Source organism: Paractinoplanes brasiliensis (assembly GCF_004362215.1).
Classification (GTDB): domain Bacteria; phylum Actinomycetota; class Actinomycetes; order Mycobacteriales; family Micromonosporaceae; genus Actinoplanes; species Actinoplanes brasiliensis.
In genome coordinates, this window is the sequence record NZ_SNWR01000002.1 from 98,703 (window position 1) to 124,533 (window position 25,831).

The following is a 25,831-nucleotide window of genomic DNA, read 5'->3' on the forward strand; positions in this document are numbered from 1 at the left end:
GCAAGGGCGGTGCGGCGGCGACGGTGCGGTGGTGGCCCTGGGCAGGAGCGGGACGCGAGCGCCAAGGCGGGGAAGCGGGGAAGCGGCGAAGCGGGGAAGCGGGGAAGCGGGGAAGCGGGGAAGCGGGGAAGCGGGGAAGCGGGGAAGCGGCGAAGCGGCGAAGCGGGAAGCGGCGAAGCGGCGAAGCGGCGAAGCGGGCGGGGCGGACGCGGGAGGGTAGGCGGGGTCAGGCGGTTTCGGCTGGGAGGATGCCCTGGTGGACGGCCGCGACCAGCTCGGCGTGGTCGGCTTCGACCTGGTCGGCGTAGGAGCGGGCGAAACGGCACAGCGCCCCCGCCATCTTGTCCCCGGCGCCTATGTAGCCGGCGATCATGGAGGCGCCGCTGGTTCGGGCGTGGGACTTCGCCAGCAGGTAGCCGCAGATGCCGGCGTAGTCGGCCAGCGCCCGGGCGTCGATGTCCTCGACGACGATCGCGCCCTTCATGTCGCGGAACTGTCTGACATAGAACTGGGTGTCGCCGACTGTGGTCCAGCCGAGCAGCGGGTCGGAGACCGTTTGCAGCGCCTGCTGGTATTCGACGACGCGTTGACCCTGGTGCCGGTGCCAGGCCGCGTCGCCGTGCTGGTGGTGGGCGACGACTGAGCGGCGGGCCTGCTTGAGCTGCAGGAAGACGACGTCCGAGGAGCTGCTGCCCTCGCACAACGCCACGTACGCCCGCAAGCCCACCGAACCCACGCCGACCACCTTGTGTGCGATGTCGACGATCCGGTAGCCGGCCAGGATCCTCGCCCAGTGCGGTGGCAGCGTGTTGAGGTAGCCGTCCAGCGCCTCGGCCAGCTGGTCGTATTCCACGTCGGTGGGCCGGGTGATCAGCGGCGGTTCCTCGACGAGCCGGGCCGTGCCGTCGCGGCGTTCGGTGAACCGGGGCAGGGCGCGGTCGCTGGTGCGGCGGCGGGCCCTGCGGGCGGCCCGGTCGATCTCGGCGCGGAAGCCTGCCCGGGATGCCGCCGAGCGCAGCCGCTCGACGTCCATCTGGTCGAACGAGCGGGCCAGCAGCGGCTGCTCGGCGAGGTGCTGGATCTGCACCTGGTATTCCTCGACGCAGTGGTGCACGGCGTCGGCGCAGGCGCTTTCCTTGTAACCGTTCTGCCGGCCGGCCACGTACACGCTGACCACGAGCCTGCGCAGGTCCCACTCCCAGGCGCCGGGGTGCGCCTCGTCGAAGTCGTTGAGGTCGAACACCAGCTCGCGTTCCGGCGACGCGTAGAACCCGAAGTTTCCCAGGTGGGCGTCGCCGCAGATGACCGGGGTGATCCCGGTCGCGGGCAGGGAGGCGAAGTCGTCGGCCATCACGTTGGCCGAGCCGCGTAGGTACGCGTACGGGGATTGGATCATCCGCCCGACGCGCACCGGCACCAGCCAGGCCTGCCTGCCCGCGTTGGCGTGCATGATCTGCGTGACCGGGTCCACGCGCCCGTCCGGCGCCTTCCAGTACGCCATCTCGGACCGGTGCGCACGCTCCCGCAGCGATCGGCCCAGCTCATAGCGCTCGGCGCGCGGTCGGGCCTGCAGCCGCAGCGAGGCAAAGCCCTCGTCAATGGCGCTGTTGAGGACGACATGCCCGGTTGCTGGTTCCATCACGGCCACCATTAACGCAGAGGTGGGAACTTCTGATGTCAGTACCCCGCACCCGGGTGAACATTCGTTCAACCGCGGGTGTCAGCGCGCCGACACCAAACCGAACGTCGATGGTGCGACCGAGGGGAAGACCTGCGACAACGACCCGAAACCGCAGCGCTTCTGCAGGATCTCGCCGATCACCGAGCGGTAGTCGGTGGTCGCCGCGAGGTCGCCCGCTACCAGCTTGCCGGGTGCCAGGCCGGGCCATTTCGCGTACACCTTGCCGCCCTTGACCCCGCCGCCGAGCAGCAGCATCGCGTTGCCGTGCCCGTGGTCGGCGCCGCGCGAGCCGTTCTCCTGCACCCGCCGGCCGAACTCGCTGATCGTCAGCAGCGTCACCGACTTCATACCCTCGGGACCGAGGTCTGCCGCGAACGCCGCGAGCGCCTGGGCCAGATCGGTCAGGTTGTCGTGCATGCGCTGGCCCTTGACTGCCGTGCCGAGGCCCTCGTGCATGTCCCAGTCACCGCAGTCGACAGCGGCCGTGGCCAGGCCCACCTTCGCCTTGATCAGGCGGGCGACGTCCTTCAGCGCGTTGCCGAGCTCGGTCGCCGGGTAGGTCGCGGCCGGCGTGTACGTGGTGCCACGAACCGCAGTGGTCGCGGTCAGCGCGCTGTCCGCGGCGAGCGCCGGCGCCGACTGCAGCACCGGCGCGTCGGCGTACATGGTCCGCAGGGCCGCCGCCATCGGGCGCTTCGCCGACTCACCGGCCAGCGTGAACTTGTCGACCGAGCTCATCGAGACCGACGGCGTGGGCCCGGCGAACAGGCGGTTGGGCATGGCGTGCCCGACCGACACCCCGGCCAGGGCGCCCGTCGCACCGGACGCGCCGAGCATGCGCTCGAGCCAGCCGCTGCGGATCGAGGTGCCGGGGGCCGCGTTCTCCATCGCCTCCATGGCGGCGAAGTGCGAGCGGGTCGGGTTGGACTGGCCGACCGCGTGCACGCCGGCCAGCTGGCCGCTCTTCCACAGCGGCAGCAGCGGGGCCAGCGCCGGGTGCAGGCCGAACGTGCCGTCCCCGGCGATCACCTGCGCCTTGGGCACCCCGATGTTGGGGCGCGCCTTGTAGTAGTCGGGGTCGCCGATCGGGGCCAGCGCCGACAGGCCGTCGAACCCGCCGTGCAGCGACAGCACCACCAGCGTGTCGCCGGTGTAGCCCGGGGCGGCGTACGCGAGCTGGGTCGACACGCCCGCCCCGGCCAGACCGGCCAGGGTGGCCGCGCCGAGCAGGCCACGTCGCGACAGAGTGGTCTCTCCGCAGTCAAAAATCGTGATCACCTCACCTGGAAGGAAGGGGCGTCGAGGACCAGCGCGATCAGGTACGGCGCGTGGCCGGCGAGCGACTTGTCGGATGCGGTCAGAGGACTGGTCGGCAGTTTGCCCGCGACGCTGAGCACGGCCGCGGTGTGCTGGGCCGGCAGCTTCGCCCCGATCAGCCGTACGGCGAGGGCGTCGACGAGCGCGCCGTAGGTGCCCGGCAACGTCGGGACCAGGGACTTCAGCAGGTCGGCGGGACGGGTGAACCAGCTCGGGTACCAGCCGGCGGCCAGGTTCAGGTGGTTGTTGCAGCGCATCAGGAACCCGGACGGCGACGCCCAGGCCGCGGCCACGTCGGGGTAGCCGTTCGGCGGGGCCCACCGGAACGGCGCGTTGCCCGCGTTGACCAGGCCGTTGTAGAGCGCGTCGAGCAGCTGCTGGCCCGACTTCTCCGGTCCCAGCCCCAGCGTCCGGATCGTGGCGGTCAGGTCCTCCAGGGGCGTACGGGTCTTCTGCCCGATCGCGGCGGCGAACTCGGGCGAGGTGAACAGAGCCTTGAGCACCGGCTTGATCGCGGTGTCGTTGTCCAGGTAGACCTTGGCCAGCTTGGTGACCAGCGAGGCGGGCGCCACGTCGGCCACGAACCGCTGGCACAGCTTGGTGGCCAGGCGCTGCGCGGTCGCCGGGTGTTTGGCCAGGTGGTCGGCGAACGCCAGGGCGGCCGCCTCACCCACCGCGGCGGTGGCGTTGGCGTGCTTGAACCCGAGGATCGAGACCGCGCCGGTGACGTGCGCCTTGGGGTCGTACAGGTAAGTGCCGTTGGTCTTGTCGACGGTCAGGCCGGTCAGCAGCCGCGCGCCGGCGGCCACGTCGGCCTCGCTGTAGATCAGCCCGACGGTGTGCAACTCCATCAGCTCACGGGCGTAGTTCTCGTTGGGGTGCGACTTGGTCGACGAGCGGTTGTCGAGGTAGGTCAGCATCGCCGGGTGCTTCATCGACGCCTTGAGCATGTCGGCGAACCGACCGAACGCGTGTTTGCGGATGACCTGGGCGTCGTAGTCGCAGCGGCTGTCCCAGGTCTGGCTCGACGGCGCGGCCACGTGCAGGTGGTTGGCGAAGAACGCGACGGTCGTCTCGAACAGCTGCCGGTTGCTCCACGCGGCACGGGCCACGGCGGCCCGGCCCAGCTGCTTGAAACCGTCGTACGAGTTCTTGGCGATTTTTCCCCGTACGCCGGCGATGCTCATCCCGGCCAGCGGCAGGCGCGTCATCAGCTCGTCGCAGACCGGGTCGGCGATCTTGGCCGGGTCGAGCTGGCGGTCCAGCCAGGCGGCGGCGCCGAGCTTGCGGGCCTCGGCCAGCGACTCCTGGGTGGGGCCGAACGTGGCGCGGCGGACCAGATGCGCGATCGGGTCGGCGCCCACCAGCGTGGCGGCGTCGAGGGGGGCGGTGGCAGCCACGGCTGGAGCGGCGACGGCGGTGGCAACGGCAGTGGCGACAGCGGTGGCGGCACCGGCGGCGAGAAGCGTGCGTCGGGTCGTCATGCTCGACCCTTCGGCCCGTACGGGGGTGACCGTCGCTTCTGCAACCATGACTAACGGCGCCGCAATCGCCTCGCACCCGTACCGCCGGGACGAAGTCGGACGTACCCTCAAGCCTGTGGATCAGGCTGAATCGGTACGCACCCCCGCCTCCTGGGTCGTCGTCGGGCTCGACAACGGCGGCACCTGCAACAACGCCACCGTTCTCGACGCAACCGGTCGATATCTGGTCGACAGCCTGGTCGAGAATCCGAGCCTGGTCACCGAGGGCCCCGAGTCGGCGATCGAGCAGCTGGCCGAGGCCTTCCACAACATCCTCGAGCTCACCAGGACCCCGCTGACCCTCGTACGCGCGGTCGGCCTGGACACCCCCGGCCCGGCCAGCGCGACCGGCGTCATCTCGTCCAAGGGCGCGACCAACTTCAGCATGGTCTCGTGGCACGGCTTCGACATCCGCAGCGCGCTCGAGGCGCGGATCGGCCTGCCCGTCCACTACCTCAACGACGCCAACGCGGCCGCCCTGTACGCGCATCACCAGCTGTTCGGCGCCGAGGCGATGACCAGGTCGTCGGTCGCCGCCATCGTCGGCACCGGCCTGGGCGGCGGCGTGGTGCAGGACGGCCGGGTGGTCAGCGGCGCCGCGGGCATGGCGGGCGAGCTGGGCCATGTGCAGGTCCCGCTGCACGGCGTGCTCGAGGAGGGCCAGCCCGTCCCCGTGTGCAACTGCGGCTTCGAGGGCGATGTCGAGAGCATCGCGTCGCTCACCGGCATCAAGAAGAACCTGCTGCCGTACTGGCTGACCCGCTTCCCCGGCCACCCGCTCGCTTCGGAGCCCCTGCCGCAGGCGGCCAAACAACTGCGCACGTACGCCGAGAAGGAGGACCCGCTGGCCCTGGCGGTCTTCGAGCAGCAGGCCAAGGCGATCGGCAAGCTGTTCACGATCGCCGCCAACTTCACCGATCCCCACGCGTACCTGCTGGGCGGGGGAGTCGTGGAAGCGGCGCCCAAGTTCCGGCAGTGGTTCCTCAACACCGTACGGGAGAACACGCAGTTGCGCGCCGAGCAGCAGGCCGCGGCCACGTTCGCCCTGGTCGCCGACCTCGACATGGCGGGCGCCCGGGGTGCCGCGGTGGCCGCGCTGGAAGCCGTACAGTCCGCCTGATCTTGCCGCGGGGGCCGCGCTGCCCCATGCTGTCTCCCTGCTTCGCTGAAGGGGGCGTCACGTGACAGGTGGACGTCGTGCGGCCTGGGTTGCCGGGGGTTACGCGGCCCAGGGCCTGGGCTACGCCACCTTGGTGACGGCGTTGCCGCAGCTCAAGGACAGGCAGCAGGTCGACGACACGTTCGTCTCGGTGATCCTGCTGCTGGTCTGCGTCGCCGCGGCCGCCGGCTCCGTCGTGGCCGACCGGGTGGCCGCCCGCCTGGGCAGCCGTTACGCCCTGGCCGGCGGCTTGCTCACGATCGCGGTGGCGTTGGCCCTGATCACCGTACGGACCCCCACCGTCGCCTTCACCGCGATCCTGATCCTGTACGGGGTGGGCCTGGGCGCGGTCGACGCCAGCCTCAACATGCAGGGCGTCCTCGCGCAGGTTCGCATGGGCCGCAGCGTGATGAACCGCCTGTTCGCCGCCTACACCGCCGCCGCGATCACGGCCGCCCTGCTCATGTCAGCGTTCGCCGCGGGCGGGGCCGGAGCCTCGTTCGCCGTGGGCGTGGCAGCCCTGTTCGCCGCCGCGTACGCCCTCACCGCTTGGCACGCCCTCGTGCCGGACCGCACTGTTGTTCCTGCCGGTGAGCCGGCCTCCCTCACCGACCGCACCCGCCACATCATCTGGATCTGCGGAGCTTTCGTCCTCACCGGTTTCCTGGCCGACTCCGCGGTCAGCACGTGGAGCTCCATCTACTTGGACGACTCCCTGTCGGCCCCCGCCGCGATCGTCCCCCTCGGTTACGCCGCCTACCAGGCCATGGTCCTGCTTTCCCGCCTGACCGGCGACCACCTGGTCCCCCGAGTAGGCCGCACCACGGCGGTGACCGCGGCCCTGCTGGTCTGCGCCGCCGGCTGCCTCATGGTCACCCTCGTCCCCACCGTCCCCGCCGCCATCACCGGCTTCGCCCTGACCGGCCTCGGCGTGGGTTTGCTCATCCCCATCGCCTTCAGCGCAGCCGGCGAAGCTGCCGCCGGCCGCAGCGACGCCGTCCTGGCCCGAGTCAACCTCTTCAACTACGCGGGCGCCCTGCTCGGCGCGGTGCTGCTGGGCGCCCTCTCCGAACCGGTCGGCTTGCGCTGGGCTTTCCTGATCCCCGTGCTGGGCCTGCTGCTCACAGTCCCGGTGGTCCGCGCCCTACGGCACCTGCCCACAACACATTCGAACGTCGCCACCACCCCCACCCCCCTTCTGCCAAAATGACGGAACTGCCTTTGGGTTTGCGGCCCCGACCACAGCATGACGAGTTGCACCCAGCCGCCGGCAATAAACGGCCTGGAATTCACTGCAACCACCCCGAAGAGCAGCCAAAGAAGTTCAGCAATGCACAAGGGCGCAACTTTTCAAGGCGCAACCCCCATCTCACCTGTGCCGAATGGCGGGCTTGCTTTTTGGTTATGCGGCCTTGACCACAGCATGATGAGTTGCACCCAGCCGCCGGCAATAATCGGCCTGGAAATTCACCGGAACCACCCTCGAAGAGCAACCAAAGTAGTCCTTTCGGCAATGCACAAGGGTGTGGCTCTCATCCCACCTGTGCCAAATAGCGGACTTGCCTTTTGGTTATGCGGCCTTGACCACAGCATGACGAGCTGCACCCAGCCGCCGGCAATAAACGGCCTGGAAATTCACCGCAACCACCCTCGAAGAGTAACCAGAGTAATTCTCTCAAAATGCACAAGGGCGCAACTGTTCAACACGTGCTCCCGCCAACCCCGCCACAAGCGCTCCAAGGCCTTCACCGCGGAAGCACACGAACGTCCCCAGGAAGACGCAATCGGCTCGGAGATTTGGACGGCCGGACCCCGAATACACACGTTCCGCTCGTGGGGACGCGGGAGTGGCCCGCTTGGTAGCAGGTGTCGCGGACGAAGTGCAGGGTTTCGATAGCCCACCTGGCCGCGGTTGAACGCGGCGATCTTGGCTGGTCCAGCGTTCAAGGCGGGGTGGCTGGTGACGCCGAGTCGCGCCGCGGCGGACTGTTTGGCGTCCCCGGCGGTGACGTGGCGTTCGATCGGCCAGACCCTGGTTGACGTGCGGAACGGCGGGCCGGGCGCGGCGGGGACAGAGCCCGATGGTCCGGCGGGTGATGCGGCCGTGCCCGGCCTCGGCGCTCTCGTGTCCCGATCGCGATGGTGGCCCAGGGCACGGCGTCGAACAGGGCGGGGCGGCGGTCCTCTTTGACCGGCAGCACGAAGCGGCCGTTGGGGTGCGATGGCCGTTGGTGGCTGGCCGGACGTAGCGGACATCGGTGGGGCGGCCAGCCGTAGCGGGCGTCGGGGTGGCAGCCGTCGGCCCGCGGGACTTGGGAGCCAACCCCGACGGTGGTATTTCGGTCGCGGGCAGTGGACCCCAGGTGCCGCGGAAGGTAGCAGACGGCAGGCCTTGGGCAGGGGCCGGACTGCGCACCCGAGGTGGCGGAGGCTGAAGCGGGGTAGGGGCGGGCGGCGAGTGGAAGCGGGGTAGGGGCGGGCGGCGAGTGGAAGCGGGGTGGGGCGGGCGGCGAGTGGTGAAGCGGGGTGGGTGCCCCGCGGTGGGCCTCGTGGCGGGGTAGTTGGCGCCTGATAGTGGATGGAACGTGCCGGACAGAAGATGGCTGGTCGTGGGTCAGGCGCGGCGGGCAGCAGGTGGCGGGCGGTTGTCGCTGCAGACAGCGGTTGCCGGCGGCGCGCCGTGGGAGGACGCGGTTGGGCAGGGGACGTGAGGCTCCGGGGGCGGCGGGCACGGAATCGGGCCTAACTTCCGCGTTCTGTTCCTCAGTCTGCCGGGCTTGCTGCTTGGGCACGTGGTGTTGAGGTGGCGTGTTCGTGCCCGGCTCAGGCGGGGTGTCCCACCCGCACAGGACTGGGTCCAGCGGGGCTCTCGACCGGTGCTCGTTGGTCTTGCGGAACCGGACGACAGGGTGAGCGGCCGCAGCCGGTGACGCCGGCTCTGACGCGTGCGGCGGCAAACCCGCGGCGGGGGAAGTGCCTTTTCCCTGGCGGCGGAGCCGGCTCAGCTTTCGCGCGTGCCGTTGTTGCAGACCCCATGCGCGGCGGCGTTCGTGCTCACGCCGGAATTCTTCGGCGGCCGCGGAATAATTGCGGCGCCGCGTTCGGTCTCGCATCGACGTTATTTCTGCTCGGCTGAACAATGACAGCTGCCGCATGCCATTATTCTTCCCCATCCCCCGGGCGCGATGTCAGTATTCGATCGTGCCATTCTGGCGGCGCCCGAATGGCACGTTTTCGCAGCTGCAAGAATTTTCAGAAGGGGAGGAACGCTCTATGCTCGTAGTGCAAATTCCGCCGTTTGCGCCGTGTTTCCGATGCGCAGAGCCGTTCACGAAGAGGCGTTTGCGGCAAGCGGCGTCGACTTGCCGGACCCGTTCGGGCTGACGACCCCGACCCGATCACCGGCGTTGAGGACCAGATCCAACCCGGTGGCGAGGGAGGCGTTGGGCCAGCACGGGCTGATGTGGGTGAGTACTCGCAAACCTGCCGGGCCGTCGCGGGGAACTCGGCCATTTTCGCCTCGAACGCGGCGGCGACGAGTCGGCGCGCGTCGGGAAGCAGCGGTGGAGGGTGCCGACGCCGGCCCCGGCCCGACGGGCGATGTCCTCCACCGGCCCGTCCGGGCCGAGTTAGGCGAAAACCTCGTGGTGACGATGCGCTGCCGACGTTCGGGTTGACGTGCAGGCCGCCGTCCCGAGGGTGCGGTGCCCGAGCGTCGACGTGGCCGTCGCAGGTGCGCTGGGCCTGGCCGGGACCGCTGCCGTGGACGCGCTCGACACAGTTGCCCCGCAGCAGGGTGAGACCTTGCTGTCAGCGGCGCGACCGGGCGTCGGTTCCGCCGCCGTCCAGTACGCCGCCGCGAACGGCGCCTCTGTGAGCGCTACGACCCGGCGCGGAGCCCGACTTCGTCGAGCGGCTTGGCGTGGAGGCCGGCTGCGTCGAGCGGCTTGGCGTGGAGGCCGGCTTCCTCAAGCGACCCGGCGCGGAGCCCGGCCTCGTCACGAGGACCGCACACAACGGGCTCTGTCGTACAGAAGCGACTTTGTAAAGGGTCGCTACATCTGATCGACATATGTAGATATTGACGATCTTCTTCAGTAGGTTCGGTTGTGCCGTCCGCGGCCGGGGGGCCGCCGATGGGCTGAAGGGGGAAATTGATGCGAAGAAGCATCGCGACCGTCTCCGTGGCTGTTCTGGGCCTTGCGTTGATCACGCCGGGGGCCGCTCACGCCGAACCCGCGCCGCCCGGTGACTCGTTGAGCCCGGCCGATCGGGCCTCGCTCGCCGCGGGTGTCGGGATCGTGCCCAAGGCCCCGTACGGGGCGAAGCCCAAGGGTCCCAACCCGTTCCTGGCCGAGGTCGCCGATCCGGCCAAGGTCGACTACTCGGGCTGGGCCAACTACATGAAGACCCAGTCCAAGGCCAAGGCGGCGACCCGTACGAAGGCCAAGGGCGCTCAAGCGAAGGCGGCCGCGGCCACCCCACCCGTCGTGGTCGACGAGGACGAGCTGCCCGGCACCTCGGGCGGCAACGACATCCCGGTCAACGCGCAGCGCGTCACCGGCTTCGGCACCGGCTCCGGCCAGTACTCGAAGATCCGCGTGCTGGGCAGCTTGGACAACGAGACGGTGGGCACGCCGACGGTTGCCCCGGCGCCCGAGGACGACGGCTCGATCACGCTTGCCGGCGCCACCGGGATCGGCGTCGGCACGCAGCGCGGCGCCCTGATCAGTTCGCAGATCGGCGACGGGCCGCACGGCCGGCAGACCGGTGACGGCAGCAACGACTTCGACTTCTTCAAGATCACGGCAGCGGCCGGCAAGGTGCTGACGGTCCAGACCGCCACCCCGACCGGGCCGCTGGACACCGTCCTGCAGTTGTTCGCGCCGGACGGCACGCTGCTGGCCGTGAACGACGACTTCAACGGCCTGGACAGCAAGATCACGTTCAAGGTGCCGGCCGGTGGCGACTTCTACGCGGCCGTGGCGGCGTACGGTGGCCTGCCCGCCGACCCGTTCGACTCGAGCAGCGGCGGCGGCATCGGCGACCCGACCCCGCCGACCGAGGGCCCGTACACGCTGACCGCCACCGCGGGCGGCGTCGACGAGGACTTCTTCGCCATCAAGCTCAAGGCCGGCGACATCATCGGCGCCTCGGTGGCCGGTTCGGCGACGTACCTGACGGTTTACGACACCGCGCCGCGTGAGGCGCACGGCTCGCGCCAGGACGCGTCGTTCATCTACCCGGTCGACTCGCCGCTGCCCGCGGGTGGCAACGCGGTCACCGATTACGTCGCCACCAAGGCCGGATGGCACTACGTCGGCGTGGCGAGCGGTTCCGGGGCGTACGGGATCACTGTTGAGGCCTATCGCCCGGTGCTGCAGGGCGCCAAGCCCGTGCAGACGCTGTATCTGGACTTCGACGGCGCCCGGGTGAACACCGGTGTGTTCGGTGGCGGCGGAAACCGGGACCTGAGCCCGCTGGCGGCGTTCCTGACCAGCTGGGGCTTGACGCGCGCCGACGAGGACGCGTTGATCGACGCGGTGGTCGACGGGGTCAGCGAGAGCCTCAAGCGGGACCTCGAGGAGAGCGGCCTCAACTCCAAGTTCAAGATCAAGATCGCGAACAGCAAGGACAACGCCGACCCGTGGGGCAAGGCGAACGTCAGCCGGGTCGTCGTGGGCGGCACGATCGACGAGTCGGGTGTCGACACGATCGGCATCGCCCAGAGCATCGACCCGGGCAACTTCGAAACCGAGGAGACCGCCCTGGTGCTGCTCGACGTGCTGAGCTCGCCGGCCGATTCGACGCCGGCCTCGCTCAACACGTACCTGGAGCCGTCCAGTGACCGCCTCGCGTTCGTGGCGCAGGCCCTGAGCAACGTGATCGCGCACGAGGCCGGGCACTTCTTCGGCAACTTCCACACCGACAACCAGGACGCGCTGCCCAACCTGATGGACGCGGGCGGCACCGGCTTCGGCACCCTGTTCGGCGTGGGCCCGGACGGCGTCGGCGGCACGGCGGACGACATCGACGTCGACTTCGGCGACAGCACGTTCCTGCCCGCCGAGGGCTTCACCGGCACCGAGGACACCCTCGGCCGCATCGTGTTCACCGTGACGAGCTGACAAACGTACGGGGAAACGGCTCTTGAGGGGTTAATCCTTGAGAGCCGTTTCCACGTCCGGGAACAGCGCCAGGTAGTCGGTGAGCCCCAAGGTGTCGAACAGGCGCCGCAGGAATCCGGACGGCGCCGCCAGCCGCACCCAGCCGTCACGCTCGGTGGCGCGGCCGTGCGCGGTGACCAGGACCCCGACCCCCATCGAGTCGCAGAAGTCCAGCCCCGAGACGTCCACGACGACCCGGGGGGAGGGGCGGTCGACGAGCCGGGCGAGGTTCGCCTTGAGAACGGGCGCGGTGTCGATGTCGAGGGAACCGCGCAGGACCAGCACGGCCGTGTTCGGTGGGTGGTGCGCGACCGAGACCTGCATTGTGTCGCCTTCAGTTGTGGAGCCGTCGGGAGGTGAATCTTGCTGGGTCGGGGCGGACGGGATCGGTGTGGCTCTCAGCCTAGGCGAGCCGGGCCCCGATGGCCGAATCGGCTACTCGGGAGTAAGTTGCAGATGTGAGCCTTAACGCCGGTGACGTCGTCGACGATTTCGAACTGGATGATCAGGACGGCGTGCCGCGCCGGCTGAGCGCCCTGCTCGCCGACGGCCCGGTGGTCCTGTTCTTCTATCCGGCCGCCATGAGCAGCGGCTGCACCGTCGAGGCGTGCAGCTTCCGCGACCTGGGCGCCGAGTTCCGCGAGGCGGGCGCGCAGCGGGTCGGCATCAGCCGCGACAAGCCGGACAAGCAGAAGCAGTTCGCCGACCGGCACTCGTTCGACTATCCGCTGCTCAGTGACCCGGACGGCGCCGTCGCGTCCCGCATGGGCGTCAAGCGCAGGCTGCCGCTGGGTCCGCTCAGCACGAAGCGGATGACCTTCGTGATCGACACCGACCGGCGCGTCCTCGAGGTCATCCACTCCGAGACGAACATGAACGACCACGCTGCGAGGGCTCTGCTTGCCCTCGCAGCGCGAAAAAAGGCGTAAGCCCGCTTACAAGTACTGTGCTAGCCCTCGCAGCGAGAAAGGGCGCGTAAGCCCGCTCAGATACTGTTCTTCCAGGCCCGGCCCGACCGCCCGATCAGGCGGTCGGCGTCGGCCGGTCCCCACGAGGCAGCCTCGTACGTGGGAATGGGCGAGTTGTCCGACGCCCAGTGCTCGATGATCGGGTCGACGATCCGCCACGAGTGCTCGACCTCGTCGCTGCGGATGAACAGCGTCGGGTCGCCCAGCAACGCGTCCAGCAGCAGACGCTCGTACGCCTCGGGCGACTCCTCGGCGAACGTCTGCTCGTACGAGAAGTCCATCGAAGCCGTCCGTACGCGGAACGAGTGGCCCGGCACCTTGGCCCCGAACCGCAGCGAGATGCCCTCGTTGGGCTGGATGCGCAGGATGAGCGCGTCGGCCTCGAGCCCGGTCAGCTGGTCCTGCGGGATCGGCAGGTGCGGCGGGCGCTGGAACTGCAGGGCCACCTCGGTGACACGGGCCGGCAACCGCTTGCCCGTACGGACGTAGAACGGCACCCCGGCCCAGCGCCAGTTGTCGACGTTGAGCCGCATGGCCGCGTACGTCTCCGTACGGGAAAGCGGGTCGACGCCCACCTCCTCGCGATACCCGGCCATCAGGTCGTCGCGGGTGCCGCCGCGCGTGTACTGCCCGCGGACGGCCAGGTCGGCGATGTCGCGGTTGGTGGGCAGCCGGATCGCCTGGAGCAGCTTCACCTTCTCGTTGCGCAGGCCCTCGGCCTCGAACGACGCGGGCGGCTCCATGAGGGCGAGCGCGAGCACCTGCAGCACGTGGTTCTGCACGATGTCACGCATCGCGCCGGCGTGCTCGTAGAAGCCGCCGCGGGTGCCGACGCCCAGCGTCTCGGCCACCGTGATCTGCACGTGGTCGACCCAGGAACGGTCCCAGATCGGCTGGAAGATCGAGTTGGCGAAGCGCAGCGCGAGCACGTTCTGCACAGTGTCCTTGCCGAGGTAGTGATCGATGCGGAACACCTGCGGCTCGTCGAACACCCCGTGCACGACGGCGTCGAGCTCGCGGGCCGAGGCGAGGTCGCGCCCGTACGGCTTCTCGATGACCAGGCGGGCGAAGGAGCCCTCGCGGGCGCGGTTGAGCCCGGCGCCGGCCAGCCCGTGGATGACCGGCTCGAAGGCCTCGGCCGGGGTGGAGAGGTAGAACAGGCGGTTGCCGCTCGTGCCGCGTACGGCGTCGAGCTCGTCGAGGGTCTCGGCGAGCCGCTTGTACGTGTCGGGGTCGTCGTAGCCGCCCGAAACGTACCTGATTCCGCCCTGAAGCTGGGCTTTGTCGCTGAGGGTGCGGTCGCCGAGCGCGCTGGCGGCGAACTGCTCGTCGGCCATCGGCGTGCGGGCGACGCCGACGAGGGCGAACTGGCTGGGCAGGCGATTGTGCCGGGCCAGGCTCTCCACGGCCGGCAGGAGCTTGCGCCGGGTCAGGTCGCCCGAGGCGCCGAAGATCACCAGTGTGGCGGGTGGGGCGCTGCGCTCCTGAATGAGCTGAGGGGCGTTGTCCATGGTTTCTGCGTGTCCTCCGACCGTTGGGACCGTCCGGGGAAACTTTACGCAGCGTGGGGCCGGAAAGGTTCACATCCATCCCCCGATGCGACCCGGGATACACCGACAAAAGTGGCAAACTGGGTTGTACCCATGCGCTTAATAGGGGGACCCCGTGAAGTACCGGCTCGTGACCCGCAGCGATTTCGACGGCTTGGTCTGCGCCGTGCTGCTGCGCCACCTCGACATGATCGACGACATCAAGTTCGTCCACCCCAAGGACGTGCAGGACGGAGAGGTCGAGGTCACCGAGAACGACATCCTCACCAACCTCCCGTACGCCCCGGGCGCGTACATGGTCTTCGATCACCACCACTCCGAGACGCTGCGCAACGAGGGCAACCTCAGCAACCATGTGATCGACGCCGATGCGCCCTCCGCCGCCCGGGTGATCTACGAGTACTACGGCGGCCGGGAGCGCTTCCCCCAGGTCTCCAACGGCCTCATGTACGCCGTCGACCAGGCCGACTCGGCCGACTACTCCCTCGAGGACGTCCTCGACCCGCAGGGCTGGACGCTGCTCAACTTCCTGATGGACAGCCGTACGGGCCTGGGCCGGTTCCGCGACTTCCGGATCTCCAACTACCAGCTGATGATGCAGCTCATCGACGCCTGCATCCAGCACAACGACGTACGTGAGATCCTGGCCCTGCCCGACGTGGCCGAGCGGGCCGATCTTTACCGCGCGCAGCACGACCTCTTCGTCGAGCAGCTGAAGCGGGTCAGTCACGTCGAGGGCGACGTCGTGGTGGTCGACCTGCGGAATGAGGACGTGATCCACGCCGGCAACCGTTTCATGGTGTACGCGCTGTTCCCCGAGGCCCGCGTGTCGGTGCACATCATCTGGGGCCGGCAGAAGCTCAACACCGTGTTCGCCTGCGGCAAGTCGATCCTCGACCGGACGTCGCCGGTGGACGTGGGTGAGGTCATGCTGCGTTACGGCGGGGGCGGGCACATCGCGGCCGGCACGTGTCAGGTGCCGCACGAGGACTCCGAGCGGGTCGAGCGCGAGATCGTCGAGGCGCTGAACTCCCCGCGTACGGTCTCGGTCTGACGATACTCGGGGGGCGGAAGATGACTCCCGCCCCCCGTTCGCGGATCGTGGATCATGCCCATTGACCCCACCCGCCGGTCGTGCGCCGCGCCCCACGCGCGTCAACACGACTGTCGTCCCGCGTCCACCAGCGCGGGAGCGTCTTTCTCAGCCCTTGAAGGCCCACTTGCTGCTGGTGCCGCTGCCCGCCGTGACCGGCTCTTTCTCCTCCGCGGGATCCTCGTCGGGCAGGTCCTCGACCGGGGAGTCGGACTCGTCGTCGGCACGGTGCCGGCTGCGCCACATCACGAACGCGCCGCCGAGCAGTGCCAGGCCGGCGACCACCCAGCCGCCGATCGACCAGACCGACGGGCCGCGCTCGGCCTCCTCGATCGCGTTCTTGAAGAGCTGGGCCTCCTGAGCGGCCTGCTCGCCCGCGGCCGGGCCGGAGCCGCCGTTGATGCTGTGCGCGTGCGCGGCCTTCTCACCGGTCGGGTCCGGGGTCAGCGTCAGCGTGGGCGGGGTCAGCGCCGGGCCGGGCTTGCCGTCGGCGTACGTGCTGGCGACGTCGAGCTGGATGGAGCTGAGCGTCGGCAGCGGACCCACCGCCACGGAGAGATCGGCGCTCTTGCCGGGCGCGAGATCCTTGCCCGGCATGGCGAGCCACGTGATCGACGCGGCGACGTCGGTCGTGGTCGTGTCGCCGTGCACCGTCTTGAGCGCGGTCGAGATCTTCCGCATCGTGATCCTTGGCGCCCAGTCCGGCACCGAGAGCGGGTACGCCTCGGCCAGGGGGGTGTCGTCGCGGAACTTCAGCGTGATCGTGTGCAGCGGTTTGTCGCCGTCGTTGGTGACGCGCAGGGTCAGGTTCTGCCCGCTTCCCTGGTACGCGGTTGTCGGCGACACCGTCACGTCGGCCAGGGCCGGGGTGGCGACGAGCATGCCGAGGGCTGCGGCGGCGACCGGGACGCCCGCAAGACGGGCCAGCTGAGAGTGCCTCACGGGGGGTAGTTCGGATCACAGGCCGCAAAGGTTCAACGCGTCCGGAAAAGTTTTGCCGGATGATGTCCCGATGCGTGACGTGGCGATCGACGGCGACATGATCAGACTCGGTCAGTTCCTCAAGCTGGCCGACCTCATCGACACCGGTGGCGAGGGCAAGGTCCTCATCGCCTCGGGCGACGTGGCGGTCAACGGCGAGGTGGACACCCGCCGGGGCCGCCAGCTGCACCCGGGTGACGTCGTCGAGGTCCTCGGCAAACAGGCTCGGGTCGTCTCCACATAGGACTTTGCGGGAAAGCGCAACGCAATGTGATGAAAGGTTGACATTCTGTCGATCTCAGGCATGTACTGATCCCGGTGTGTTACTGGCGTCACACTTTTGGGTAGGTGGCGCCCCAACGGATCAAGCCTCGCCGGGGAGGCCGGATGTCACGCAGGCACACACGAGCCCTGCTTGCCGCCACCGCTGCCGCCGTGCTCACCCTGACGGGGTGCGCCGGCTGGGGCGGCGGGCCAGGCGGCGGCGGGCCGAACAGCATCAACGTCCTGATGGTCAACAACCCGCAGATGATCGACCTGCAGCGGCTGACCGCGGACAACTTCACCGCCGAAACCGGCATCAACGTGAACTTCACGGTGCTGCCCGAGAACGACGTCCGCGACAAGATCAGTCAGGAGTTCTCCAGCCAGGCCGGGCAGTACGACGTGGCCTCGCTGAGCAACTTCGAGATCCCGATCTACGCGAAGTCGAAATGGATCGCCCCGCTCGACGACTACGTCGCCGCCGACACCCAGTTCGACCAGGACGACATCCTCAAGCCGATGACGCAGTCGCTGACCGCCGACGACGGCAAACTGTACGGCGAGCCCTTCTACGGCGAGTCCTCGTTCCTGATGTACCGCAAGGACGTGCTCGAATCGGCCGGCCTGACGATGCCCGAGAAGCCGACCTGGCAGCAGGTGGCCGGCATCGCCGCCCAGGTCGACAACCGGCAACCCGGCATGCGCGGCATCTGCCTGCGGGGCCAGCCCGGCTGGGGCCAGATCTTCGCCCCGCTCACCACCGTGGTCAACACGTTCGGCGGCACCTGGTTCTCCAAGGACTGGACGCCCAAGGTCGACGCGCCCGAGTTCACCGAGGCCACCAAGTTCTATGTCGACCTCATACGGGCCCACGGCGAGAACGGCGCCCCGCAGGCCGGCTTCACCGAGTGCCTGAACAACCTCATCCAGGGCAACGTGGCCATGTGGTACGACGCGACCAGCGCCGCCGGTTCGCTCGAGGCCGACGACTCCCCGGTCAAGGGCAAGATCGGGTACGCCCCGGCCCCGGTCGTCAAGACGGACAGCTCGGGCTGGCTGTACGCCTGGTCGTGGAGCATCCAGCAGGCCAGCGACAAGAAGGACAACGCCTGGAAGTTCATCTCGTGGGCGTCCGGAAAGCAGTACGAGGAACTGGTCGGCCGGCAGGTCGGCTGGTCCAGCGTCCCGGCCGGCAAGCGCGCCTCCACGTACGAGAACCAGGACTACCTCGGCGTCGCCTCCTCGTTCGCCGAGCCCACCCGCGCCGCGATCGAGTCCGCCGACCCGCGCAACCCCGGCGTGCAGGAACGCCCCGCGATCGGCATCCAGTTCGTCGACATCCCCGAGTTCACCGACCTCGGCACCCAGGTCTCGCAGTACGTGAGCTCGGCGATCGCCGGCCAGATGAGCGTCGACGAGGCCCTGGAACGCGGCCAGCGACTGGCCGAGGACGTCGCCGAACGCTACAAGTCGCGGGAGGAGGATCAGCAATGACTTCGGTTGCCGAGAAGTCAGAGGTCGGCGCCGCGGAGACGCCGCGACCGGGAGCGGCCCGCCGTGCCTCCGCCTGGGCCCGCCGCGCGCCGCTGCTGCCCGCGCTCATCTTCATGATCGTCGTGACCCAGTTGCCGTTCCTGGCCACGCTGGTCATCTCGTTCATGGACTGGAACGCGTACTACCCCGACGAGGTCGGCTTCGCCGGGTTCGACAACTTCGCGCGGGTCTTCACCGACGTCAACATGCGTGACGCGGTCTGGACCACGATCCTGCTCACCGCCGGTGTCGTCCTGATCAGCCTGGTGCTCGGTCTCGGCATCGCGCTGCTGCTCGACCGCAAGTTCAAGGGCCGAGGCGCCGTACGCACCATGATGATCGCGCCGTTCCTGGTCGTGCCCGTGGCGGCCGCGCTGATCTGGAAGCACGCCCTCTACAACCCCGAGTACGGCCTGTTCAACGGCGCGCTGACCTGGATCTGGGGCCTGTTCGGCTCGGACAACCCGCCGCAGCCGGACTGGATCAGCAACATGCCGCTGTGGGCGGTCATCTTCGCCCTGGTCTGGCAGTGGACCCCGTTCATGATGCTGATCCTGCTGGCCGGCCTGCAGGGACGCCCGCTCGACGTGATCGAGGCGGCCCGCATCGACGGCGCCAACAACTGGCAGATCTTCCGCAGCATGACGCTCCCGCACCTGCGGCAGTATCTGGAACTGGGCGCGCTGCTCGGCTCGATCTACATCGTGCAGAACTTCGACGCCGTCTTCACGATCACCTCGGGCGGCCTCGGCACGGCCAACCTGCCGTACACGATCTACCAGATCTTCTACCAGGCCCACGACTACGGCCGGGCATCCGCCGCCGCGGTCGTCGTCGTGATCGGCACCATCATCATCGCGACGTTCGCCCTGCGTACGGTCTCGTCGCTCGTCAAACAGGAGGCCGGCCGATGAGCGCCAGCGTCACCGACACCGCGCCTGTACCGGCCACCCGCGACGAGCGGGGCCGCCCGATCAGGAAGCGCCGCGAGGGCGCCAACATCTGGCTCAGCCTCCTCGCCTGGATCGTCGGCATCCTGTTCGTGCTGCCGGTGGTGTGGATGGTGCTGACCTCGTTCCACTCCGAGGCGAACGCTGCCACCAACCCGCCCGCGGTCTTCGCGCCGCTGACGCTCGAGGGCTACCGCGAGTTCTTCTCCGGCGGCGCGTCACCGTGGCCGCCGCTGCTCAACTCGCTGACCGCCAGTGTGGTGTCGACGATCCTGGTGCTCCTGCTGGCGATCCCGGCGGCGTACGCGCTCAGCATCAAGCCCGTGAAGAAGTGGAGCGACGTGCTCTTCTTCTTCCTGTCGACCAAGATGCTGCCGGTCGTGGCCGGCCTGCTGCCCCTGTACCTGTTCGCGCAGAACACCGGCCTGCTCGACAACATCTGGCTGCTCATCCTCTTCTACACCGCGATGAACCTGCCGATCGCGGTGTGGATGATGCGCTCGTTCCTGTCCGAGGTGCCGGTCGAGATGCTCGAAGCAGCCGCCGTCGACGGCGCCGGCCTGACCAAGACCCTGCGCTCGGTCATCGCCCCCGTCGTCATGCCCGGCATCGCCGCCACCGCGCTGATCTGCTTCATCTTCAGCTGGAACGAGCTGCTGTTCGCCCGGGTCCTGACAGCCACCGTCGCCGAGACCGCGCCGGTCTTCCTGACCTCGTTCGTCACCAGCCAGGGCCTCTTCCTGGCCCAGCTCTGCGCGGCCGCCTTCGTGGTCTCGCTGCCGGTGCTGGTGGCCGGCTTCGCCGCCCAGGACAAACTGGTGCAGGGGTTGTCGCTCGGCTCGGTCAAATAGGCCCCCACTCCGCCCGTTGAACGATGGCCGGCCCGATGCCACGGGCCGGCCATCCGGCTCAACCGGCGTCCCGCTCGATGTCGGCGCGAATGCCCGGACGCCGCCGGCGGGCCGCCTGAGCCGGGGCCACCAGCGGCTTCAGCCTGGCCAAACCGGTGGCCAGGTCGTCACACGCGCGCCGCACCTCGCGCAGAGCCGGCCGAAGTCGACAGCGCCCTGGGTCTCGACAATGGTCTGGTAAAGCGTCGACGGCGGTTGTTGTGCCACGGCGCCCGGCTCAGTTGATCTCGGCGAGTGCTTCCACGGCCCGAGCGAGCCGGCGTGCCGGCCCCGACGTCGGCTCACCCACTTCCACCAGCGCGGCCGCTGCCTCCTGCTGAGCGTCCAGCATCCTCGTGATCCCGGCGACGAGGTCGATGCGGGCGTCGACCGGCATCGTGGACCCGCCCACACTCTCCCGCCACTGCTCCAGGAGCCCCTCGATCTCGCGCAGCACCTCGCGGAGCTGTGGCAGATGCAGCAGGAGCAACCCGGGCGAAGGCTCCGGCCCCAGCTCGTCACACAAGCCGGTCAGAGTCTGCGCCGCCCCGAAAAGACTCGGGGGAGCGGGCGGATCGTCGGCCGGCGGTCAGGTCTTCGTGATAGAGCCGGGCCTCGTTCGCCATGACCTGGTCGTCGCCGTGCAGGAACCGCGGAGCCCCGTATGCTCCCCGGGGTTCGCCCTCGGTGCCGACGGGACGGCCGTCGAGCAGGTCACGCAGGAACTTGATGCGCGGGCTGTTCCGGGGCGCCTCGTCAACTGCGGACGTGACCACGGCGCGGGCCAGGTCGGCGCGGCCCGAGTAGTCGAGAACGTCCCACCACAAGCGAGCGACGGCCTGCTCGAGGTTGATCTGGGCCAGGTCGACGCCGGCGGCCGGGGAGGGAGGGTCGATCGGCGCATCCGGTCGGGGAAGCGGTTGCCGGGAAGGGGCGGGGGCCGCGGAAATCACTCACCGCGACGGAGAAGACTGGGTATCGTGCGCATCGTGTTGATCCGGCAGTTCACCGAGTCCGACTGGCCGCAGGTGTGGGAGATCGTGCGGTCGGTGGTCCGCGCCGCCGACACGTTCACCTACGATCCGGCGATGACCGAGCAGCAGGCGCGGCAGATCTGGCTGGAGGCGCCGCCCGGTGAGACCGTCGTCGCGGTCGACGGCGATGAGGTGCTGGGCACGGCCAAGGTCGGCGCCAACCGGCCCGGCCCCGGCTCGCACGTCGCCACGGCGAGTTTCATGGTCGCGCCGGTCAGCCGGGGACAGGGGGTGGGCACGGCGCTGTGCCGGTTCGCCCTCGAGTGGGCCCGGCAGCACGGCTTCGCGGGCATGCAGTTCAACGCCGTGGCCGAGTCCAACCGCTCGGCCGTCGCCGTCTACGAGCGCCTCGGCTTCACAATCATCGGCACGGTCCCGGGCGCCTTCGCCCACCCGGTCGAGGGACGCGTCGGCCTGCACATCATGTACGCGGACCTGCAAGCTCCCGCCTGACCGTCGTACGCGGCACGGGTGTCCGGCGCGGCAGGAGGAGGGCGCTCACGAGGCGGTGAGCGGCGCGCTGACCGGCCCCTCGTTGCCCGAGCGGTCGAGGCCGCTGAGGCAGTACGTCACCGGCCCGGCGGGCGGCGCCGGGTCGACCACCTCGGTGCTGGCGCGCCCGGTGGCCACCAGCGCGGCCGAGTCGCCCGCGACCCGATACAGGGCCCAGCTGGTCGCGTCGCCGGTGGCGGCCTGTAAGCGCAGGCCCTTGTCGAAGCGGGCGGCCCCGGTCAGCCGCGGCGCGCCGGGGGCGGCGACCGGCAACCCGGCCATGCGGGGCAGCAGCGCCGGCGACGCGTAGTGCTTGTCGCGGTAACGGGTGACCGCCCCGAGCCGGTCGGCCCGGATCTGTTTGGCGCTGAAGTGCACCTGCCCCTGCACGCCGTGCTTGTCGTTCAGGACCATCTGCTTGTCGAGCATCGCCGGGTCGCTCCAGTCGCCCTCCTCGCCGATGCGGTAGTCGGCCATGCCGATGTAGAGCTGCACGCCGGTGCCCTTGGTGAGCGCCGTCCACCAGGGCAGCAGCTTGGCGTAGTCGGCCTTGTCGAACCCGATGGTCCAGTAGAGCTGCGGCACGATGTAGTCGAGCCAGCCCTGCTGCACCCATTTGCGGGTGTCGGCGTAGATGGCGTCGTACGCCTGAAGGCCTTTGCTGGCCGAGCCGTCGGGGTCGGTGGTGAGGTTGCGCCAGATGCCGAACGGGCTGATCCCGAACTTCACCCACGGCTTGAGCGCCTTGATCCGCTCGTCCATCTCGCGGACCAGCGTGTCCACGTTGTCGCGCCGCCACTGCGCGCGGGGTTTGCCGGCGCCGTACTTGGCGTAGCTGGCGTCGTCGGGGAACTCGCCGCCGGCCGGGTACGGGTAGAAGAAGTCGTCGAAGTGCACGCCGTCGACGTCGTACTTCTGCACCGCCTCGAGCATCGAGTCCTCGACGAACTTGCGGGCGGCCGGGATGCCCGGGTCGAAGTAGAGCCGGGCCGTGCTCTTGCCCCGCGGGTGCGCGATCGCCCAGTCGCGGTGTTGGAGCAGGGGGTGGTTGGGCGCGAGCTTGGCGAAGTCGGCGCCGGGCCCGACCGGGCCGGGCTGGGTGCCCCGGTAGGGGTTGAACCAGGCGTGGAACTCCAGGTTGCGGGCGTGCGCTTCCTTGATCATGTAGTCCATCGGGTCCCACCCGGGGGACTTGCCGTCGCGTTTGCCGGTCAGCCACTCCGACCAGGGGGCGTACGCCGAGGGCCAGAACGCGTCGCCGCTGGGCCGCACGTGCACGAAGATGGCGTTGTGGCGCTGCGCCACGGCCAGGTCGAGCCAGCGCTGGTACTCGGCCTTGACCTGGGCCTGGCTCAGCCCACGCCGGCTGGGGAAGTCGATGTTGTTGACCGTGGTGAGCCACATCCCGCGCAGCTCACGGGCCGCCTGCACCGGAACAGGGCCGCACTTGCCGGGTGTGCCCGGGGCCGGCGCTGAGGACACGGGGGCGCCGGCCGCCGAGGTGGGCTTGTAGGTGGCCGCGCGCAGCAGCCCGATGCCGAGAACCGCCGTCGCGAACAGGACGGAGGCGAGGGCGAGAGTCAGCCGTACGGGTGGGCGAGGGAGGCGGACCATGGGGACCAGTGTGCCTTGCCGTCAGAGAACCGCCCGATACACGGCCATTGTCTCCTCCGCGATCCGGGCCCAGCTGAACTTCTCGACGGCGCGCCGGCGCCCGGCCAGCCCCATCTCGCGGGCCCTGCCCGGGTCACGGACCAGCTCGGTCATCGTGGCGGCCAGGTCGGCGACGAACCTGTCCGGCTCGACCGGGGTGCCAGTGCCGTCCCGCACCTGCTTGATCGGCACCAGCAGCCCGGTCTCGCCGTCGGCCACCACCTCGGGGATGCCGCCGGTCGCCGTGGCCACCACCGCCGTCTCGCAGGCCATCGCCTCGAGGTTGACGATGCCCATGGGCTCGTAGACCGAAGGGCAGACGAACACGGTGGCGTGCGTGAGCACCTGGATGACCTCGTGCTTGGGCAGCATCTCCTGCACCCAGATCACGCCCTGCGGGTCGCGGGCGGCGCGTAGCTCGTCGGCCAGGCCCTCGACCTCGGCCGCGATCTCCTTGGTGTCGGGCGCGCCGGCCAGCAGCACGATCTGCGTCTCGGGCGGCAGCGAACGGCAGGCCCGCAGCAGGTAGGGCAGGCCTTTCTGCCGGGTGATCCGGCCGACGAAGACCACGCTGGGCCGGCTCAGGTCGATGCCCAGCCGCTCGATCACGTCGGTGCCGCGGTTGGGCTGGTAGAGCTCGGTGTCGATGCCGTTGTAGACGACCTGGATCTTGTCGGGGTCGACCGACGGGTACGCCGTGAGCACGTCGCGCTTCATGCCGCCGGAGACGGCGATGACGGCGTCGGCGTTCTCGATGGCGACCCGCTCGCAGAACGACGACAGCGCGTAGCCCCCGCCCAGCTGCTCGGCCTTCCACGGCCGCAGCGGCTCGAGGCTGTGCGTGGTGACCACGTGGGGAACCTCGTGCAGCAGCTTGGCCGTGTGCCCGGCGAAGTTGGCGTACCAGGTGTGGCTGTGCACGATGTCGGTGCCCTCGGCCCCCGCGGCGATCTCGAGGTCGACCCCCATGGTGCGCAGCGCGGCGTTGGCCCCGGCGAGCTCGGCCGGCTCCGGATAGGCGGTCACCCCCGGCTCGTCGCGGGGCGCGCCGAAGCAGTGCACCCGGACGTCGGCCAGGTCGCGCAGGTCGCGGGTGAGGTACTCCAGGTGCACCCCCGCCCCTCCGTACACCTCCGGCGGGTATTCGCGGGTAATCAGGTCAACGCGCAGTCGTTCGGCCACGCCCGCAGCCTAATCCCTGATCAGATGTCTCGCCCCCGGGGACCAAGATCAGATAGCCTGTGCGTCCTCGGCGTGTTTCCCTTCTTCGGCTGGCGCTCCGGCTGGCGGAAAGTTAGCGTCCTTTCATGGCTGTCAAGGTGCTTGCGATCGTTCTGGCCGGTGGTGAAGGTAAGCGCCTGATGCCCCTGACGGCGGACCGGGCGAAACCCGGCGTCCCGTTCGGCGGCATCTATCGCATGATCGACTTCGTGCTGTCGAACCTCGCGAACGGCGGCTATCTCAAGATCGTCGTGCTGACCCAGTACAAGTCCCACTCCCTCGACCGGCACATCTCCAAGACGTGGCGCATGTCCACGCTGCTGGGCAACTACGTCACCCCCGTGCCGGCCCAGCAGCGGCTCGGCCCGCGGTGGTTCGCCGGCTCGGCCGACGCCATCTGGCAGAGCCTGAACCTGATCAACGACGAGAAGCCGGACTACGTCATCGTCTTCGGCGCCGACCACATCTATCGCATGGACCCGAAGCAGATGGTGGACGACCACATCGCCTCGGGCGCCTCGGTCACGGTGGCCGGCATCCGGCAGCCCAGGTCGATGTCCGACCAGTTCGGCGTCATCGACGTGGCCGAGGACGGCAAGCGCATCCGGGCCTTCCGCGAGAAGCCGAAAGAGGTCGACGGCCTGCCCGGCTCGCCCGACGAGATCTACGCGTCGATGGGCAACTACGTCTTCACCACCCGGGCGTTGTGCGAGGCGGTGTCGCTGGACGCGCAGGACCCGGACAGCAAGCACGACATGGGCGGCAACATCATCCCCATGCTGGTCGAGCGCGGCGAGGCCAACGTCTACGACTTCCGCGACAACGTGGTGCCGGGCAGCCACGACCGCGACCGCGGTTACTGGCGCGACGTGGGCACGCTCGACTCGTTCTACGAGGCCCACATGGACCTCATCGCGACCGAGCCGATCTTCAACCTCTACAACCACGACTGGCCGATCTTCACCAACTACGGCTCGTGGCCGCCGGCGAAATTCGTGCACGGTTTCGACGACCGGCAGGGCCGCGCCACGGAATCGATGATCTCGCCCGGGGTGGTGGTCTCGGGCTCGCTCGTCGAGCGGTCGGTGATCTCGCCGAACGTGCGGGTGAACTCGTGGGCCCACGTCGAGGGCTCGGTGCTGATGGAGGGCGTGTCGGTCGGCCGTCGCGCGATCATCCGCAACGCGATCATCGACAAGAACGTCATCATCCCCGAGGGCGCGCAGATCGGCGTCGACCTCGACCGTGACCGCAAGCTCTACACCGTCTCGGACAGCGGCGTGGTCGTCATCGGCAAAGGACAGAGAGTCGAACTTTGACACCGTTTCGGGGCGGCGGCCGGGGCTGTGGATGGC

The 25,831-nt window shown here is 69.3% G+C and carries 21 protein-coding genes; 11 read left to right on the forward strand and 10 right to left on the reverse strand.

Annotation, left to right across the window (positions count from 1 at the left end):
- Positions 1–226 precede the first annotated feature (226 nt).
- The 3 genes from C8E87_RS32460 to C8E87_RS32470 form a co-directional block, all read right to left on the reverse strand.
- Complete coding sequence (locus tag C8E87_RS32460) at positions 227–1,639, reverse strand: DUF2252 domain-containing protein (protein WP_133877280.1); 1,413 nt, start codon at positions 1,637–1,639, stop codon at positions 227–229.
- An 81-nt stretch (positions 1,640–1,720) separates the two neighbouring features.
- Entirely contained in the window at positions 1,721–2,959 is a 1,239-nt protein-coding gene (locus tag C8E87_RS32465; protein WP_239080172.1) for a DUF1501 domain-containing protein, read from the reverse strand.
- Positions 2,956–4,482 (reverse strand): DUF1800 domain-containing protein, encoded by a 1,527-nt coding sequence (locus C8E87_RS32470; protein WP_133877281.1) that lies wholly within the window; start codon positions 4,480–4,482, stop codon positions 2,956–2,958. Before C8E87_RS32470 ends, C8E87_RS32465 begins: the two co-directional genes overlap by 4 nt.
- A 115-nt stretch (positions 4,483–4,597) precedes the next feature.
- Here C8E87_RS32470 and C8E87_RS32475 point away from each other — a divergent pair, with 115 nt between their 5' ends.
- The 3 genes from C8E87_RS32475 to C8E87_RS32495 all read left to right on the forward strand — a co-directional run bounded on the left by C8E87_RS32475 (position 4,598) and on the right by C8E87_RS32495 (position 11,808).
- Positions 4,598–5,641 (forward strand): ROK family protein, encoded by a 1,044-nt coding sequence (locus tag C8E87_RS32475; RefSeq protein WP_203720621.1) that lies wholly within the window; start codon positions 4,598–4,600, stop codon positions 5,639–5,641.
- A gap of 61 nt (positions 5,642–5,702) precedes the next feature.
- Positions 5,703–6,890: an MFS transporter gene (locus C8E87_RS32480; protein WP_133877283.1), complete on the forward strand. Its 1,188-nt coding sequence runs from the start codon at positions 5,703–5,705 to the stop codon at positions 6,888–6,890.
- A 2,947-nt stretch (positions 6,891–9,837) separates the two neighbouring features.
- Positions 9,838–11,808: a PPC domain-containing protein gene (locus C8E87_RS32495; RefSeq protein ID WP_133877284.1), complete on the forward strand. Its 1,971-nt coding sequence runs from the start codon at positions 9,838–9,840 to the stop codon at positions 11,806–11,808.
- 30 nt (positions 11,809–11,838) lie between these two features.
- On the opposite strand, the gene C8E87_RS32500 is transcribed toward C8E87_RS32495, so the two are convergent.
- Positions 11,839–12,171, reverse strand: coding sequence for an STAS domain-containing protein (locus C8E87_RS32500; RefSeq protein ID WP_133877285.1), 333 nt, complete (start codon positions 12,169–12,171; stop codon positions 11,839–11,841).
- 134 nt (positions 12,172–12,305) lie between these two features.
- Here C8E87_RS32500 and C8E87_RS32505 point away from each other — a divergent pair, with 134 nt between their 5' ends.
- Complete coding sequence (locus C8E87_RS32505; RefSeq protein ID WP_133877286.1) at positions 12,306–12,776, forward strand: peroxiredoxin; 471 nt, start codon at positions 12,306–12,308, stop codon at positions 12,774–12,776.
- 56 nt (positions 12,777–12,832) lie between these two features.
- Here the strand turns inward: C8E87_RS32505 and zwf are convergent, their stop codons facing one another.
- Positions 12,833–14,326 (reverse strand): glucose-6-phosphate dehydrogenase, encoded by a 1,494-nt coding sequence (gene zwf / locus C8E87_RS32510; protein ID WP_133877287.1) that lies wholly within the window; start codon positions 14,324–14,326, stop codon positions 12,833–12,835.
- A gap of 154 nt (positions 14,327–14,480) precedes the next feature.
- Between zwf and C8E87_RS32515 the strand changes: the two genes are divergently transcribed.
- The gene (locus C8E87_RS32515; RefSeq protein WP_133877288.1) at positions 14,481–15,419 is read left to right on the forward strand and encodes a DHH family phosphoesterase; all 939 of its coding nucleotides are present in this window, start codon (positions 14,481–14,483) and stop codon (positions 15,417–15,419) included.
- Between the two features lie 147 nt (positions 15,420–15,566).
- Here C8E87_RS32515 and C8E87_RS32520 read toward each other — a convergent pair whose 3' ends face one another.
- A complete protein-coding gene (locus C8E87_RS32520; protein ID WP_133877289.1) occupies positions 15,567–16,400 on the reverse strand; it encodes a DUF1775 domain-containing protein in 834 nt (277 codons plus the stop codon).
- A gap of 70 nt (positions 16,401–16,470) precedes the next feature.
- Between C8E87_RS32520 and C8E87_RS32525 the strand changes: the two genes are divergently transcribed.
- The 4 genes from C8E87_RS32525 (at position 16,471) to C8E87_RS32540 (ending at position 20,037) form a co-directional block, all read left to right on the forward strand.
- Positions 16,471–16,683, forward strand: a complete 213-nt coding sequence (locus tag C8E87_RS32525) for an RNA-binding S4 domain-containing protein (protein ID WP_133877290.1) — start codon at positions 16,471–16,473, stop codon at positions 16,681–16,683.
- 143 nt (positions 16,684–16,826) lie between these two features.
- On the forward strand, positions 16,827–18,197 hold the full coding sequence (locus C8E87_RS32530; protein WP_133877291.1) for an ABC transporter substrate-binding protein: 1,371 nt from the start codon (positions 16,827–16,829) through the stop codon (positions 18,195–18,197).
- Positions 18,194–19,150, forward strand: a complete 957-nt coding sequence (locus C8E87_RS32535) for a carbohydrate ABC transporter permease (RefSeq protein ID WP_133877292.1) — start codon at positions 18,194–18,196, stop codon at positions 19,148–19,150. Before C8E87_RS32530 ends, C8E87_RS32535 begins: the two co-directional genes overlap by 4 nt.
- Complete coding sequence (locus tag C8E87_RS32540) at positions 19,147–20,037, forward strand: carbohydrate ABC transporter permease (protein ID WP_133877293.1); 891 nt, start codon at positions 19,147–19,149, stop codon at positions 20,035–20,037. The genes C8E87_RS32535 and C8E87_RS32540 overlap by 4 nt, the downstream gene beginning before the upstream one ends.
- A 277-nt stretch (positions 20,038–20,314) precedes the next feature.
- Here C8E87_RS32540 and C8E87_RS32545 read toward each other — a convergent pair whose 3' ends face one another.
- Positions 20,315–20,602: a hypothetical protein gene (locus tag C8E87_RS32545; protein WP_133877294.1), complete on the reverse strand. Its 288-nt coding sequence runs from the start codon at positions 20,600–20,602 to the stop codon at positions 20,315–20,317.
- Positions 20,595–21,029, reverse strand: coding sequence for a hypothetical protein (locus C8E87_RS32550; RefSeq protein WP_133877295.1), 435 nt, complete (start codon positions 21,027–21,029; stop codon positions 20,595–20,597). The genes C8E87_RS32545 and C8E87_RS32550 overlap by 8 nt, the downstream gene beginning before the upstream one ends.
- A 36-nt stretch (positions 21,030–21,065) precedes the next feature.
- On the opposite strand from C8E87_RS32550, the gene C8E87_RS32555 reads away from it, so the two are divergent.
- On the forward strand, positions 21,066–21,563 hold the full coding sequence (locus C8E87_RS32555) for a GNAT family N-acetyltransferase (RefSeq protein WP_133879085.1): 498 nt from the start codon (positions 21,066–21,068) through the stop codon (positions 21,561–21,563).
- Positions 21,564–21,608: 45 nt separating this feature from the next.
- Here C8E87_RS32555 and C8E87_RS32560 read toward each other — a convergent pair whose 3' ends face one another.
- Both C8E87_RS32560 and glgA read right to left on the reverse strand, forming a co-directional pair.
- Positions 21,609–23,216: a glycoside hydrolase family 10-like protein gene (locus tag C8E87_RS32560; RefSeq protein WP_133877296.1), complete on the reverse strand. Its 1,608-nt coding sequence runs from the start codon at positions 23,214–23,216 to the stop codon at positions 21,609–21,611.
- A 21-nt stretch (positions 23,217–23,237) separates the two neighbouring features.
- On the reverse strand, positions 23,238–24,437 hold the full coding sequence (gene glgA / locus C8E87_RS32565; RefSeq protein ID WP_239080171.1) for a glycogen synthase: 1,200 nt from the start codon (positions 24,435–24,437) through the stop codon (positions 23,238–23,240).
- A gap of 125 nt (positions 24,438–24,562) precedes the next feature.
- Here glgA and glgC point away from each other — a divergent pair, with 125 nt between their 5' ends.
- Positions 24,563–25,795 (forward strand): glucose-1-phosphate adenylyltransferase, encoded by a 1,233-nt coding sequence (glgC, locus tag C8E87_RS32570; protein ID WP_133877297.1) that lies wholly within the window; start codon positions 24,563–24,565, stop codon positions 25,793–25,795.
- Positions 25,796–25,831: the final 36 nt, after the last annotated feature.